Source organism: Alteromonas sp. BL110 (assembly GCF_003443615.1).
Classification (GTDB): Bacteria; Pseudomonadota; Gammaproteobacteria; order Enterobacterales; family Alteromonadaceae; genus Alteromonas.
Window position 1 is genome coordinate 2734807 of record NZ_CP031967.1, and the last position, 16476, is coordinate 2751282.

Genomic DNA, 16476 nt, shown 5'->3' on the forward strand with positions numbered 1-16476 from the left:
ACCTGCGGCTTGTGTCAAAATACGCACTGTTATTTATTGAAGCAAAGAGAAACCTGTGGCGCGTCACGATAAAAAAGCTAAGAAGACATCCTCATCACCTAACCGCCCAAATAGCAAGGATGAGTTAAGCACAGATAACGCAGAATCTGATAGCTTGGCCCTACAGCGAGCAGGATTCGTTAGACGCTTGTTGGCAATGATTTACGATACGCTCGTGGCTACCGCTGTCGGTATGTGTGCCGCTATGGTGATGATAGTAACCTTGGTGGTTATGCTGAAAAACGGCGCCCTTGACCTGCAAGACTATGCTGAACCTGCCGACCTGATTCAGGCTTCTTTTGGTTATAAATTGCTTATTCAAACGTGGGTAGGTTTGTGGATAGCGGGCTTTTTCTTATGGTTCTGGCGTAGAGGCGGACAAACACTTGGTATGCGTGCATGGCGTTTGCGTATTTACAGCACAGTTGACGAGCCTATGACATGGCCGCGCTTGTTGATTCGTCTTGTTGCTTCATTGGGAGGTTTAGGAACCTTGCTTGTTTTGTTTGATTTTAAAAATAAGCAATCGCTACAGGACCGCTTGGCACAAACAGAAGTGTTGAAACTGACTAAAGAAGCGAACGACCACAAAAGTTGGTGATGACGCATTCTAGGCCTTGAAGGGCGCCAAAAAAGTCAAAAAAAGAGGCTTCAAAACGCCTCTTTTTTATACAACTTGACCGTGAAACTATTCGAGCATTTATAGTTTTATCAACGTTTAAGCATTACACCTGCGATAGCCGCAAACAGCAAGCTTGGTAGCAAAGCGCCTAAGAACGGCGGCAGCTGATATACCAAACTGACTGGCCCAAACACTTCGTTAAGAATAAAGAAACCAAAGCCTGTGAGTACGCCCATAATCACTCTTGCGCCCATCGTTACGCTACGTAGCGGACCAAAGATAAACGACAGTGCCATTAATAGCATTACGCCCACTGAAATAGGCTGAAAGATTTTTCGCCATAGCGCAAGTTCGTAGCGCGAGGGATCTTGGCCGTTGTTTTCTAAATAATTTACGTAATCTAGCAATCCAGTGATGGATAAAGCCTCTGGCTTAACAGCAACTATGCCCAGCTTATCGGGGGTTAGTGTTGAATTCCATCGCATGCGCTCGCTTTCTTGTACCGACACTTTAGTTTCTGAAAACTCAGTCACTTCGACATCGCTTAGCCACCAGCCATCGCCATCGAAAGCACTATTTTTTGCGTAGGTAATACTTTCAAGAGACAGGTCAGGGTTAAAGCTAAAAATGCTTACGTCTTTAAGCGAGTCTTGGCTAAGTACTTGACCAATACTCACAAATCGGTCGCCATCTTTAGCCCACACCAGCTTATCTGAAGAAAATAAACTACCGCCTGAAATGGCTTCGGTTCTTATTTGTTTGGCCTTGGTTTCGCTGTATGGGGTAACCCACTCACCAACCGCCATCACCAATAAAATCATCACAAGGGTGGATTTCATGGCTGAGTTTATAATGTTCCAACGGCTCATGCCCGCGGCCTGCATTACTACCAGTTCGCTATTACTGGCCAGTACGCCCATACCAATAAGGCCCCCAAGTAGTGTGGCCATAGGGAAGAACTGTTCTAGGTCGCGAGGCAAGCTAAGTAAAACATAGATAAAGGCGACAAGCATGTCATAGTCACCTTCGCCAATTTTACGTAGCTGTTCCACAAACTTAATGAGTGCGCTTAAGCCAATAAGTACACTTAGTGTGACCGTGATAGTACCTAGCAGCGTACGAGCAATGTATAAATCGAGGATCTTAAACATCTACTTTTTCCCCAATATCCAAGCACGAAGCTCTGTGCCGGTTTTTCTGTCCCGTACAATCAGCATAACACCAATGATCAGCATGATGGTATGTACCCACCATAAGCCTAATTGTGGCGGCATTTTTCCGTCTTCTAGTACGCGTCTACTTGCGAGTAGTAGCAAGAAGTAGCCTAAGTAAAGCAGAATGGCCGGAAACATTTTACCAAAGCGACCCTGACGCGGATCGACGGCACTTAGCGGTACTGCGATCAACACTAAAAAGGGTATCGATAGCGGTATGGCAATACGCCACTGTAGCTCGGCTCTGGCCTCAATACTGTCGTCTTCCCAAAGCTCGCTGGTGGGCAATACGCTTACCTTGCGACGCGTCTCGTCGGCGGGTTTATCGGCAATCTGAATTTGGTATTCGTCAAACTCTACTTTGCGGTAAGCCTTTGCAGATTGCTTGCCTTCGTACTGCACACCTTCTTTTAGAACAAGATTTCGGGTGCCATCTGGGTTATTCGCGACTTCACCGGTTTGCGCATATACAACGCGTACGTCGCCTTCGCTGTCATCCGTTTGATTCTGGGATAAAAACACACGTTGCAGCTTATCGTTGCTATCTACATCGTGCACAAATATAACTGCTTTTTCGTTACCCGTTTGCTGGAATCTACCTGGCATAAGGGCAGAAAGCCCAGCTTCATTTCGGGCTTTTTCCCGCAGCTGGTATTCATTCTCTGCAGCTAGAGGCGCGAAATAAAGGGTAATTGCCCCTGTAACAATCATGATGATTACAGATAAAAACAGCATCACTCGTGTGACGTACCATTCGCTGATACCACAAGCCCTCATTACGGTCATTTCACTGTCTACGTATAGCCTGCCGTGTGCCAGCATAATGCCCAAATAAGCGCTTATTGGCAGCACCAAAGATGAGAGAATAGGGGCATATAAACCTAAGAAGCCAAGCACTAGCCCAGCGGGGATATCACCGTCTGATGCGTCGCCTAAAACGCGCACAAACCTTAAGGTGACAAAAATTGCCATTAGGATAAAGAAAATCGCTAACTGAGATTTCAGCGTTTCCTTAAGTAAATAGCGGAATATCAGCATCTCAGCCCTTCCGGAAAATTAGGAATTTTAGTGAAAGAAAGCACAATTTTGTTTAAACTTACCGTTTTTACAAGTTTTGCCTGCAATCATAAACCGTTTGCATGGTGTTTTGACGCAAATTTAACCTATATTCAATAGGTCTGTAAGCGTGAATTGCAGCGAACTTAAAAGTTATGCTGCGTATTAAAACATAAAGCAGCGCGAAACGTTACGTGATTTTAGTCATCGTGCAAACCATAAACGACGAAAAGCGAGGTGATATCGTGGAGTTTAGTGTAAAAAGTGGCAGCCCTGAAAAACAACGCAGCGCATGTATTGTTGTGGGTGTTTTCGAGCCGCGCCGCCTAACGGCAGTGGCTGAACAACTAGACGAAATCAGTGAAGGTTATATCAGTAACTTGTTGCGCCGTGGCGACCTTGAAGGTAAAGCGGGCCAAATGTTGTTGCTACACAACGTGCCAAACGTATTAAGCGAGCGCGTGCTTCTTGTCGGTTGTGGTAAAGAGCGCGAGCTAGATGAACGTCAGTACAAAAACATTATTGCCAAAACCATTCAAACTTTGAATGAAACCGGCTCAATGGAAGCGGTCTGTTTCCTAACCGAGCTGCACGTTAAAGGTCGCGATACCTACTGGAAAGTGCGTCAGGCAGTAGAAGCGACTGAAGATACGCTGTACACCTTTATGCAGCTTAAAACCAAAAAGGGCGAGCCTCGCCGTCCGCTGCGTAAAATTGTATTCAATGTACCTACTCGTCGTGAGCTTACTGTTGGTGAGCGCGCGGTTGAGCACGGTTTAGCCGTAGCTCGTGGTTCAAAAGTAACCAAAGACGTAGCTAACATGCCGCCAAACATTTGTAACCCTGCGTACTTATGGCAGCAAGCGCAAGAATTAGCTAGCCAATATGACAGCGTAACCGCTGAAGTGGTAGATGAAACACAAATGGCAGAGCTGGGCATGCAGTCTTACCTTGCCGTTGGTCGTGGTTCTGCGAATGAAAGCATGATGAGTATTATGCATCACCGTGGCGGTCCTGCTGATCAAGCGCCAATTGTGCTTGTAGGTAAAGGCCTTACGTTCGACTCAGGCGGTATTTCAATTAAGCCAGGCGAAGGCATGGACGAAATGAAGTACGACATGGGTGGAGCTGCAGGCGTTCTCGGTACTATGCATACTATAGCGGCGCTTAACCTGCCAATTAACGTAATTGGCATACTAGCAGGCTGTGAAAATATGCCAGACGGCAAAGCATATCGTCCGGGTGACATTCTAACGACCATGTCGGGCCAAACTGTTGAAGTACTAAATACTGATGCGGAAGGTCGTTTGGTATTGTGCGACGCTCTAACTTACGTTGAGCGTTACGAGCCAGAACTCGTTATCGACGTTGCCACACTAACTGGTGCGGCTATCATCGCGCTAGGTCACCACGCTACGGCAGTGATGAGTACGCACAATCCACTTGCCCATGAGCTGCTCAATGCGTCAGAACAAAGTTCAGATCGCGCATGGCGTTTACCACTATGGGATGATTATCAAGAGCAGCTTGAAAGCCCGTTTGCCGACATGACAAACCTTGGTGGTCGCCCGGCAGGGTCAATCACGGCGGGTTGTTTCTTGTCACGCTTCACTAAGAAGTACAATTGGGCCCACCTTGATATTGCCGGTACGGCATGGCGCAGTGGTAAGAACAAAGGTGCAACAGGCCGTCCAGTGCCTATGCTGTCTCAGTTCTTAATGAACCGCGCTGATATCAAGCTAGAGGACTAATCATTTATGCCACAAGTGATTTTTTATCAACTTACCAGCAGTGATAATGGCGTGGCTGGCCGCGCCAGCGAGGTCATTGCCTCAGCATTTGCTAATAAGCAAAAAATTAGCGTGCTGTGCGATACACAGGCGCAAGCTGAAGAGGTTGATGAACTGTTGTGGCAGCTACCGGCTGACCGCTTTGTGCCCCATAACCTTTATGGTGAAGGCCCTCAGTCGGGAACGCCGGTGGAAATTTGTTGGCAGCCTGAGCAGGTAGCCAGACGACAAATGGTGGTGAATGTAGGTTCCGGTATGGTGCCTTCACCCAATCAGCATCGTCAAATTATCGATTTTGTACCCGTGGACGAGAATGCCAAACAGGCCGCGCGGGTTAGATACAAAAACTATCAGCAAGCTGGATGCAACATGCAGTTTAAGTCTGCATAAGTCATTCGCGTTTAGCTTCAATTTGAGAGTGTGTAATGGATAAAACCTTCGAACCGCAGTCCATCGAGCAGCAATGCTATAAGTCATGGGAAGAAGCGGGTTTATTTAAAGCTTCAGGCAGCGGCGACCCATATTGTATTCTGCTTCCGCCGCCGAACGTTACCGGTAGCCTTCATATGGGCCACGGCTTCCAGCAAACCATTATGGATGCCCTAACTCGCTATCACCGCATGAAGGGCGACAACACCCTTTGGCAAGTGGGTACTGACCACGCCGGTATTGCTACGCAAATGGTGGTAGAACGCCAACTTAACGCAGAAGGTAAAACTCGACACGACTTAGGTCGCGAAGACTTCATCAAAAAAGTGTGGGAGTGGAAAGAGCACAGCGGCGGTACTATTACTGGCCAAATGCGCCGATTAGGTACTTCTCCTGACTGGTCTCGTGAAGTATTCACCATGGACGAAGACCTGTCTAAAGCCGTCACTGAAGTATTCGTGAAACTACACGAAGAGGGCCTTATTTACCGTGGTAAGCGTTTGGTTAACTGGGACCCAGTGCTTCACACTGCAGTATCAGACTTAGAAGTACTGAACGAAGAAGAAGACGGCCATATGTGGCACATGCGCTATCCGTTAGCTGATGGTAGCGGGGAGCTAGTGGTAGCGACAACGCGTCCTGAAACCATGCTAGGTGATACCGCGGTTGCGGTTCATCCAGATGACGAGCGCTATCAAAACTTCATCGGCAAAGAGATTAAGCTGCCTATTACTGGTCGTTTGATACCCGTTATTGCCGATGACTATGTCGATCAAGAGTTTGGTACTGGCTGCGTTAAAATTACGCCTGCTCACGACTTTAACGACTACGACATGGGTAAGCGTCACAACCTACCTATGATCAACATTCTTACCGACGATGCGAAAATTAACGATGATGCGCCAGAAGCGTACCGTGGTTTAGATCGCTTCGACGCCCGTAAGCAAATTGTTGCTGACCTAGAAGCCCAAGGCTCTTTGGTTAAGATTGAGCCGCACAAGCTTAAAGTTCCACGTGGCGATAGAACCAACGCGGTTATCGAGCCATACCTAACTGACCAGTGGTATGTAGCGGTTGAGTCTCTTGCTAAGCCTGCAATTGAAGCGGTTGAAAGCGGCGAAATTCGCTTTGTGCCGGAGAACTGGAACAAGACCTACTACCAGTGGATGCACAACATTCAAGACTGGTGTATTTCGCGTCAGCTGTGGTGGGGACACCGCATTCCGGCCTGGTATGACGAAAACGGTAAGGTTTTTGTTGGCCGCACCGAAGAAGAAGTACGCGAAAAGCACGGCCTTGGCAGTGATGTAGCGCTTTCACAAGACGACGATGTACTAGATACCTGGTTCTCGAGCGCACTATGGCCGTTCGCGACAATGGGCTGGCCAGAAGAAACGCCAGATCTTGAAACCTTCGTACCGTCTTCGGTACTTGTAACTGGCTTTGACATCATCTTCTTCTGGGTTGCCAGAATGATCATGATGACCAAGAAGTTTACCGGTAAAATTCCGTTTAAAGACATCTATATTACAGGCCTTATCCGTGATGAGAACGGCGATAAAATGTCAAAGTCAAAGGGTAACGTACTTGACCCTATTGATTTGATTGACGGTATCGATATTGAGTCGCTAGTGACTAAACGTACCGCGGGCATGATGCAGCCACAGTTGGCTGAAAAGATCGCTAAGCGTACTCGCAAGCAATTCCCTGATGGTATTCAGGCTTACGGTACAGATGCACTGCGCTTTACTTTTGCAGCTATGGCTTCAACCAGCCGCGATATCAACTTTGATATGGCCCGTGTTGAAGGCTACCGCAACTTCTGTAACAAAATTTGGAACGCATCGCGTTTCGTATTGATGAACACAGAAGAGCACGATACAGGACGTGAAGGCGGCGAAATGGTGCTTAGCATGGCCGATCGCTGGATTTGGGCTAAGTTCCAACAAACCCTGGCTGAGTTTGAAAAGGCCCTTGAAGACTATCGTTTTGATATTGCTGCGCAAACGGTTTACGAGTTTACTTGGAACCAGTTCTGCGACTGGTATCTAGAGCTGACTAAGCCTGTACTTAGTAATGACGCCAGCACTGAAGCTGAAAAGCGCGGTACACGTCATACGCTTATCAATGTGCTTGAAAGCCTGCTTCGCTTATTACACCCGCTAATGCCATTTATCACCGACACTATCTGGCAGCGCGTCGTGCCACTAAGTGAACTTAAGGTGGAAGAAGGCGCAAGCATTATGGTTCAGGCATTCCCTGAAGTAGATGCAGCTAAACAAGACGATAAAGTGCTTGCTGATATTGAGTGGGTGAAGAAGTTTATCGTGGGTATTCGTAATATCCGTGGTGAAATGGATATTTCACCCAACAAACCACTTAATGCGCTACTTAAAAATGTAAGCGATGAAGACGCTCGCCGTCTTGATGCTGCTAAAGCGTTCCTTGATAAGTTATCTAAGCTTGAAACTGTCACTATTTTGAAAGACGGTGATGAAGCTCCGGCCAGCGCTACAGCGCTTGTGGGCGAGATGGAAATTCTTATCCCAATGGCAGGGCTTATCGACAAAGATGCAGAGCTTGCTCGTATTACTAAAGCCATGGATAAAATCGAGAAAGATGTTTCTCGTACTCGTGGCAAGTTAGGTAACGAAAAGTTCGTAAGTAATGCGCCAGAAGCGGTAATTGAAAAAGAACGCGGTAAGTTGGAAGAAGGTGAAAAAGCCCTGGCCAAACTTAAAGAGCAGTTTGAAACAATAAAAGCGCTTTGATTGCGGCCCCTTAAGCGGGGTTTATCGATACAAATTAGAAGGGTTACCGAAAGGTGGCCCTTTTTTATTGGCGATAAAATGGGGACCGTAATAATTTACATTCGTGCCAATTGTTTAAAGCGCTAACTCACATCAGAAATTAATTTAAATAAATACTGACTGATATTAGGGCTTTGCGCTGTTGCCTTCTACCATAACCCCTACCTTGTTAAGCTAAACATTTTACCTCAACAGATTTCGCGCAATGGAAGCTAGTCTTGCTTACCCAAATATTGCTTTAACATGCTTATCAAGGATTTTTGTTTTATAGGCTTGGTTAAATAGTCATTCATGCCAGATTCTATAGCGCTTTGCTTGTCTTCTTTCATCGCATTGGCAGAAAGACCAATTATTGGTATGGCGGTGAATCCTTTCTCACGTAGCTTCGCAGTAGCTTCATATCCGTCCATTACCGGCATCTGTACGTCCATTAGTACGAGGTCGTATTGAGGCGAGTTTTCTATTTTTTGTACGGCCTGCTTGCCATCTTCTGCTATATCGAATGTCAGCCCTAGGTTAGTAAGCATCTCTCCGGTAACGAGTTGATTAATATTATTGTCTTCAACTAGCAGCACATGCCCTTCAAGCAGAGTAATTACTGACTCATCTTTAAAATGTTGGCCCTCAAAGCCGGCGTCTTTCGAGATAATCTGATTAACAAAGCGTTCGAATTGGGCCGGGGTAAAGGGGTGCATGATTAACGGGCCTTTCCATAGCGAATCGTATTTAGATTGCAGCGCGCTTCCCGCGCTTTCCATGACCAAACCAACAGATTTTCCGCTTTCTAATAAACTATTCAGCCAGCTAATATTCTGTCTAAAAAAGCTAAACTCATGAACATCGACAACAATGTGCTCAGGAAGCGATGGGGCATTTTTAGCTTCACCTATAGGCATACATGATGTTGTCGAAAGCTGAATTTGGGTGCAATAAGCGTCTGGAAGTAAGGGAGAGTCAGTAATGTAAAGGCTATTACGCGGTAGCTGAGGCGAATTTTGTAATACCCCAGGCTGGTTTTTAAATGCTCTTAGAGGAAGTTCAACTTCAAACGTGCTGCCTTTACCCATGGTAGACGTTGCATCAAGTCGTCCATTCATAAGCTCGGTAAGTTGGCTAACGATAGCTAGCCCTAACCCTGTTCCGCCGTATTTTCTGTTCGTTGAACCGTCAGCTTGAGTAAACGGTTTAAATATTTTATCAAGCTGGGCCGAACTCATTCCAATGCCAGAATCGGTTATTCGCATGGAAAGATTAAGCTGGTTGCCTTTTTCATTTAATCTACCATCAAACTCAATATCAATGCGCCCTTGCTCGGTGAATTTCACAGCGTTATTACCAATGTTCATGATGATTTGAGCTATACGCAGCGGATCACCTATTAGTTGAGGCGGTATCTTGGGGTTAACCGTAAAATGAACCGATAGGTTCTTTTCTTTTGCACGTAACGCAATTACAGCAATCAAGTTGTCAAATAGCGAGTGTAATGAAAAGCTCACTTCTTCTATTTTAAGTTTACCTGCTTCAATTTTAGAGAAGTCGAGAATATCATTAATTACGCTTAGCAGAATCTGTCCAGAGTACGCCGCTTTGTCTAAGTAGCCTTTAACAGCGGGAGAAAGCTCTTGCTGCTGCGCCAGTTCTATTAACCCAATAATGCCATTCATAGGGGTGCGTATTTCGTGGCTCATATTGGCCAAAAACATACTTTTCGATGCGGTAGCTTGTTCGGCTTTAACTTTAGATTCAGTGATAACTTTATTTAAGTCTTCCAACTGAGAGTTCATGGTTCGCGCTTCATTGAGCAGCTTTTCTGTCTCACGGTTTTTATCGCTAAACACAAGCGCGGCTTTCGCTAGCTTGCCAATTTCATCTTTTCGGCTGCTGCCAGGAATATTAGAGATTTGTACACCTTCAGCGAGCTTATTGAAAACTTCAGTGATGGACCGGATAGGGCCAAGGATACGAAGAGTAGAGAACAGCGCGGCCGACAGAGCAAGTAAAATGGCAAACAGAGAAAAGAGCTCGCCATTGCGTTGTGTACTCTCTGCTATTTGGTAGGTGCGCTGGGTTATAACTTCAGAATCGGTACTTACCTTTTTCGCCAGTTCTCCACTTAAATAGAGGAATTCGTTAGCAGAGCCTGCCATAACCACATTAACCAGAAAAAGGTTGCCCTGTGTTATCTGCGTTAGCTTAAAAAAGTCGTTTTTAATCCTATCTATAATGCGCTCAATACGCTGTTGCAGTTCAGGGGGGGCCGTGGGTGGTAAGCGTTTTAAAGCGTCTATGGCGTCATTAAAATACTTAATGAATTTCATGTCAGGTTTCATTAAGTATTTTAGCATCGCATTTTCTGTGCGTATTAGAATGACCTTGGCATCGTCTACAAAAGCCGCAGTAATCTTTCCTTGTGCTAATGCCTTATCAAGCTCACTTTCTAGCAAGGTAATGTCGGACATAGTGCCTTGATCGATAAGGTTGTCTCTTTCTGAGCGAGCTTCAACAACTTGAGAGAAGTTTTCTTGATAAGCGCTCAAATGCTCTCTCATCCTATTGAGAATTTGATTGCTGTCATCTTTTTGTTCGACGTTTTCGTTCACTACCGCAAGCTTATCGAGTTTACTGTTAATAGTAACCATCAGACGACTAAACCGGGTAATGGCCGACTTGCTTGCATTTTCCTTAAAGATTAAAACATTACGCTGAAGGTCGACAACGTCCCGTTCAAGCTCTTTAACTATACCCACATCAATGACGGCTTTCGCAGCAGACGTAACCCCTTCGTTTAAAACCTCTTGGTTTTTTCGCGCTACAAAACCTTGAGCAAGTATTAGTGCAATTAAAGCAACTAACACTGTTATAAGCTGTACCCGTATTGACGATAACATATAAGCCTAAAGAACCTTTTTCCATTTAAGATGTGGTATTACATTGTTTTAAGCGGTTATAAATTCGTACCACTTTTGTAAGCTATATTCATAGCTTGGCATAACCGTATTCCAAACTGCAACGTTGCTAAAGCGCTCTTCATAACTGCCGCCGGTTCGCTGTGCCCCTTTTTGTACACTCACGTTGCCATCTGGACCTTTCAGTGCTGTGGAGGCAACTTTCCCCCTATACCAATAGTCCCACTCAGCTTGTGATAAATAATCGGCAGAACGCTGAGGGTTTGAAATGTAATAGCCCTGCCTCGCTATAAATGCACCAGGCCACCCTGAAAGCCACCAGTTCATATATTCATAAGCTACATCTTTCATTCTTCCTTGGGTAGCTGAAGAAAGGCATATTACACCGTGCCATCCTCTATAGCCCTCTTTTGGGGCTGCGAATGTGACGGGGATATTTTGGCCATTTAGTGCCGAGACCGCAGGGGAGAACATACTTTCTATGGAAACCCGTCCGCTCTTCATAAATTCGACAGATTCAGGAACCGATGTCCAAAAACCACTAAAGTGATTTAACTGGGTTAATTCTATAAGCAGGTTGAAAAGGTCGTCCAGTTCGTATTCAGTGATGGCACCGATATCTTTGAACGTAATGAATCCTTTCGCTTGTGCTGCTAACGCTAAATCGAATAGCCCGATAGTGGGGTCGTTCACAATGCCCACTTTTCCAGAAAAGTGACGATCTAGCAGCCATCCCCAACTTTCTTCTTGTGCTTGTAGTTCTGCGGGGAGCTTTGAGGTGTTGTAACCAAATGAGTCTACGTTGTGTACATAGGGTAAAAAGCTAATAGCGTCGGTATGCTTTTCGCCTAAAGACCCATCGCTTTGCACATTAAGGATCTTATGGGGCGCATCCCCCGCGCCCATACGCGCGTTTTCTGTGAGTTTACCGGTTTTACTTAAATTGTTTATTTCATCCCAAAATTGAAGGCGCGTTTTCTGTATAGGTTGGATAGCTTTTGCTCGCCAAAGAACGTTAATGCTATTTGACCATTGTTCGTATAAATCAAAGGAATGGGGGTTCATAGAAGCTTTTTGTAGCACAGTTGCGCTACCGCCGGGCTCAAACGCTATATTGATACCTAAGTCTTCAATAGCTCGCTGACGAATAGCCTCCTGCAAAGTAACATGGGTACCCATAACCCGTAACGTTGGCTTCGCTTTACCTATAGCAAAGGGAGTAACACCGGCTGTTAATCCAAACGCTAGCCCGCCTTTTAATAACGTGCGGCGTGAGGCAAAAGAGCGTTTGTTTTTACAAGGCTTAGTAGACATTGTGTAATTCCGTATAAAGGGATGTCCTCGTTACATTCTGGCACCTAGTTCAAGAAGTTACCAAGATATGTTGAAAGATATTTGAACGTAAAGCACTTTCGATATATTCGGTAACATTTCACCGTTAGCTTTGTTTCACTATTTCGCTTATCGAGATATGAAAGTGATATCAAAAGTGAGCAATATGTAAGAGAAAAAAGCATATCCACTTCGAATAAATGAAATGTACTCGCAGCCATGGATAAGTGGGCGGCTGACGATGTACGCAGCGTTAATGTGCAAATTGAATATGTACTAAGGCAAGCCCTTGTGAAACAAAGCATGGTCAAACGTGTTGAAAGGCGGTGGTGGAAGCTGAAGAAATTCAACCGTCGAAGAATGATGGTTTATGAGGGCCATAAAGAAGGCCTCGTATTAAGCATCGCGAGAACTTCCAAAGTGCGCGGTAGGCGCTCTTTTTTGAGTGTCGGTTAGAGCGCTTGCCGAGATTCATCGTCTAAAGGCTCTGAAGCTGAAACTTTGGAAAGTTTCGCACATTCCTGAATGCATTCCACCGTGTTTCGGCCATTGTTTTTGGCTTTATAAAGCGCTTTATCGGCATAGGTGAGAAGCTGTTTAGGACTTTTGTGCTGTAACTCCTTCGTTTGCACAGCGCCAATGCTTACCGTAATTTTATGTCCTTTTAAACGTGGCTGGGTGTGGTGTAATTTGCTCACTTTCTGCCTTAGTCTATCCAGTATTTGGTACGGTGAAACCTGACTTAGAAGTACAATACAAAAAGCGAATTCTTCTCCTCCAATTCTGCCTATTGCGTCTTCGGCGCGAAAAAATCTCTGCATTGTTTGCGCAACGATAGTTAGGACTTCATCACCAAATCCATGGCCGAGGTTATCGTTTATTGATTTAAAGTGATCAACATCTGCAATACCTACAAGTACTTCATGGTTGTTGCGCTTGGCAAACATTAGAGACTTAGAGAACGCATCAATAAACGCTCGTCTGTTGGGGATATTGGTTAAGGCGTCAAAATATGCCAGCTTCTCTAATTTTAAGTTTGCATCTCGTAGCTCACTTGTACGTTCGTGAACTAAGTTTTCTAAATCTTTCTTTATCCTTTTTAGCTCTGAATTTCTATTGTCCAGCTGTTCAGATTGAAATTTTATCTCGCTTATATTGCGCTGAACCGCAGCAAAGTGCGTAACTTCGCCAAAATCGTTGGTGAGCGGGAATATATTCATTTGCACCCAGAACGGTGTGCCGGTTTTAGTATAGTTCAACAGTGTCTCGGTACATGGACGCTGTTCAATAAGGGCTTGACGAATGCGATCGGTCGATGCTTTATCTGTTAGGGTTCCCTGAAAAATCCTTGGTGTTTCGCCTATTAACTCTTCGAAGGCATACTCAGTATGTTTACAGAGAGCCTCATTAGCATAAATTATCTTAGGCGAAAGCGGGGCATTGATGTTTTCCGCTTCTGTAACCAAGATCATGTCTTGTGAATTTTGCACAATATCTTTATAAGAAAAGTCGCTTATTTTTGCGGTGATGTTCGAAAAGTAAACCACAACGAAGGGAGGGGTACTGCCGTCTGCGTTATATCTCTCCGGGTAGGCATTAACACTAAACCAAGCGGTTTTTTCTGTGGTTTTGTCAATAGTACCTAATATTTGATTATCTACAGGTTTGCCCGTCGAAAGCACCCGAGCGACAGGTAATTCGTCATAAGGAATTCGTCGGTTTTGCCGATCGATGAACGTCCACGTCTCTACATCCGTGCTTTTGTCTTTAAGTTCTTCAACGCTTAAATTAAGCAAAGACGTCGCGGCGGGGTTGGCATACTCCACTGCGCCAGTTTCGTTGTGAATGACCACACCAATTTGCGTGTTTTCTAATAAATTGAACAAGTTAACATTGTTGAAGCTCATTGCACTACACCATTTGAAAGCGTCTGTATGTACTGTTTTTTTGTACATTGCCGAATCAACGTTAATTAAAGAGAGGGTTCAATCTATATATTAGACTTTAGTTTAAAAAATAGCCAAAAGCTGTATTTTAAACAGCTTTTAGCGAGAACAAATGTGGAAGGGTGAATTAGTGGTGAGAGAGTTTGCGCAAGCGTCTTGTAAGCACAATGCCTCCTAGTAGGAATAATGGTAGTAGCGACCAAGCACCGCCGTGCTCTTCTACTATTACCACCGTATCTTCTACAACGTACTCATTGTTTTCACTTTCAAGTGGAAGGTAGGCAAGTGCGCTGTCGTCATAGGCATCGGTAAATGCCACTAACGCTTCAGTATCTGCATCGTATAGCTCTAGCAGTATGTCGTATTCGCCAGGAGGGAAACCCGATATTAATGAGCTTTCAATGGTGAACGTATCTGTTGAATCTTCTGAATAAATATAGAACTCCGAAGAAACGTGTATAGCGTCGTAAATACCGTCTTTACCTAAATATAATACAGCGTATACAGGCGCTCGCGTGTAAATCGTGTCGGCGTCAAACTCAATTGAAAATGCAGAGTGATACCCGTCGTAGTCAATGTCTTGATGTAGCGTTACCCAGCTTTCATAAATCCAGAATTCATTAACGCTGCTAACCACAATATCGCTTGATGACTTATTTACACCAAGGAATTGTTGATGCTTATTGGTTAGATTAAGTGTAGTTTGTTGTGCGTTAACCTTATCGGTAGACTGTTCAACAATACTGTCATTGGCCAGTTCACTCGTGGTTTTCGGCTGTAGTGATTCAGCAGCTAAAAATGGTTTGTCGTAACGGAATTCGGTTGAGGTAACCTGTTTTTCTTCTGAACTACTATCGGTATTTGCATGTACAGGTGACAAAAACGCAAGTTGTAGCGTGGCGATAGCTGAATATGCAGCAAGTGCTGATACTAAGTTTTTCATCTGTCCATCCTTTTCCAATCGATAATGACAGGGTCATTGTTGACGAAAAAAGATGAACAAAAGCTGAAGAGTAACTTAATGCCCCTTCAGCTTATAGGGAAAGTTAAGCGTTAGTCGTCGAAGTGATGATCTTCTTCTTCGTACTCACCTTCTTCACGTGGTTCGAAATACGTGCCCCATCCATCGTAGGTGACATCATGTTTGTCGGCAATCTTAAGCAGTGCGTCTGAATCTGCATTAAGCTTTTCAATGTTAAGCTTTCTTTCTACCACGGCGTCGAAGCAAAAAATGGTTTCGCCGTCATCAAGAATAAGTTCTTCCGCATCAGTCACTTCAAAACCAGCTTTAAATGCATCGACAGCGGCCTTTTCTAATACATCGAAGTCGGTACTGGCGAAATGGTGCTCAATGGTATAGTCGGCATCGGCTTGACTGCCATCTTCTAGAAGGGCATCAATAGTTTCTTGGTTGAACTCGTACCACTCTTCTCTTTCATCGAACTGGGTCATAATAAACACTCGTTAGCAATTTAAGCGCAAGTTTACCTGCTTTTTTCCAGTTCATCGACCTGTGTATTAAGCGCATCAAACTTTTGCTTCATTTCATCATTAAAGTGCACCATCCACTCTTTAATTGTGCGCTCTTCGGTCAGAGGTTGAGGCGCAGCGATATCAATCAACACAATCCCGTTGTTCCAGCGGTTCCATTTAACCTTTTTATGCAGGTTGCTTGCTGTAACCATAACAACAGGTTCATTGGTGGCCTTGGCTAGACGAAACGCACCTTGTTTGAAGGGGAGAATACCTCTGCCGTAACTTCTGGTACCTTCAGGAAATAGCCATACGGAGGTCTTTTTCTTGGCTATACGGTTTGCAGCGATATCCAAGGTGTTTCGCGCTTTCCCTGAATTTTTTCTATCGATCATGATATTCCCCGACAGCCAATAGATTTGGCCAAAAATAGGGATCCACTTCAAACTCTTCTTGCCGATTGTGACTACGCCGGGAAGTGCAGCCTTACAAATTGTAATTACGTCAAAGCTGTTTTGGTGATTAGCGATAAAAACATAGGGCTCGTTCGTTTTTACCGCGGGGTCTCTTTGTATAACAATTTTAAGGCCCACTATTTTAGCCATAAGAGAATACAAACTACCGGCAGCATGCACGTTATCCTTGTGAAAAGGGCGCACAATACAAATGATCAGCAAAATAATGTTGATTAATAAAAAGGCGATAAAAAGTGCCGGGATGCGAAATAAAGCGATCAAAACAACTCCTAGATACAATTGACGCGCGCAGTATAGATGAAGTTTCAGCGTACACTTGTCCGATGAGTTTTTACAGTGTTTAAACCTTATCGGGTCACCTCTTGTGAAAGTTCCTTCTTTAT

The 16476-nt window shown here is 44.7% G+C and carries 12 protein-coding genes; 4 read left to right on the forward strand and 8 right to left on the reverse strand.

What is annotated here, in order from left to right:
- The first annotated feature begins 55 nt into the window (after positions 1-55).
- On the forward strand, positions 56-640 hold the full coding sequence (locus D1814_RS11795; RefSeq protein ID WP_118492472.1) for an RDD family protein: 585 nt from the start codon (positions 56-58) through the stop codon (positions 638-640).
- Between the two features lie 110 nt (positions 641-750).
- On the opposite strand, the gene lptG is transcribed toward D1814_RS11795, so the two are convergent.
- Positions 751-1812, reverse strand: a complete 1062-nt coding sequence (lptG, locus tag D1814_RS11800; protein ID WP_118492474.1) for an LPS export ABC transporter permease LptG — start codon at positions 1810-1812, stop codon at positions 751-753.
- A complete protein-coding gene (gene lptF, locus D1814_RS11805) occupies positions 1813-2913 on the reverse strand; it encodes an LPS export ABC transporter permease LptF (protein WP_118492476.1) in 1101 nt (366 codons plus the stop codon).
- A gap of 263 nt (positions 2914-3176) precedes the next feature.
- On the opposite strand from lptF, the gene pepA reads away from it, so the two are divergent.
- The 3 genes from pepA to D1814_RS11820 are packed head-to-tail and all read left to right on the forward strand — an operon-like array spanning position 3177 to position 7921.
- Entirely contained in the window at positions 3177-4682 is a 1506-nt protein-coding gene (pepA, locus tag D1814_RS11810) for a leucyl aminopeptidase (protein WP_118495378.1), read from the forward strand.
- 6 nt (positions 4683-4688) lie between these two features.
- Positions 4689-5111 (forward strand): DNA polymerase III subunit chi, encoded by a 423-nt coding sequence (locus D1814_RS11815; RefSeq protein WP_118492478.1) that lies wholly within the window; start codon positions 4689-4691, stop codon positions 5109-5111.
- Between the two features lie 35 nt (positions 5112-5146).
- Positions 5147-7921 (forward strand): valine--tRNA ligase, encoded by a 2775-nt coding sequence (locus D1814_RS11820; RefSeq protein WP_118492480.1) that lies wholly within the window; start codon positions 5147-5149, stop codon positions 7919-7921.
- A 251-nt stretch (positions 7922-8172) separates the two neighbouring features.
- Here the strand turns inward: D1814_RS11820 and D1814_RS11825 are convergent, their stop codons facing one another.
- The 6 genes from D1814_RS11825 to D1814_RS11855 form a co-directional block, all read right to left on the reverse strand.
- Entirely contained in the window at positions 8173-10848 is a 2676-nt protein-coding gene (locus tag D1814_RS11825; protein WP_118492482.1) for a hybrid sensor histidine kinase/response regulator, read from the reverse strand.
- A 48-nt stretch (positions 10849-10896) separates the two neighbouring features.
- Entirely contained in the window at positions 10897-12180 is a 1284-nt protein-coding gene (locus D1814_RS11830; protein ID WP_118492484.1) for an ABC transporter substrate-binding protein, read from the reverse strand.
- 470 nt (positions 12181-12650) lie between these two features.
- Positions 12651-14105, reverse strand: coding sequence for a sensor domain-containing diguanylate cyclase (locus D1814_RS11840; protein WP_118492486.1), 1455 nt, complete (start codon positions 14103-14105; stop codon positions 12651-12653).
- A gap of 166 nt (positions 14106-14271) precedes the next feature.
- Complete coding sequence (locus D1814_RS11845) at positions 14272-15087, reverse strand: choice-of-anchor H family protein (protein ID WP_118492489.1); 816 nt, start codon at positions 15085-15087, stop codon at positions 14272-14274.
- A gap of 110 nt (positions 15088-15197) precedes the next feature.
- Entirely contained in the window at positions 15198-15596 is a 399-nt protein-coding gene (rraB, locus tag D1814_RS11850; protein ID WP_118492491.1) for a ribonuclease E inhibitor RraB, read from the reverse strand.
- A 32-nt stretch (positions 15597-15628) separates the two neighbouring features.
- On the reverse strand, positions 15629-16354 hold the full coding sequence (locus D1814_RS11855) for a 1-acylglycerol-3-phosphate O-acyltransferase (RefSeq protein ID WP_118492493.1): 726 nt from the start codon (positions 16352-16354) through the stop codon (positions 15629-15631).
- Positions 16355-16476: the final 122 nt, after the last annotated feature.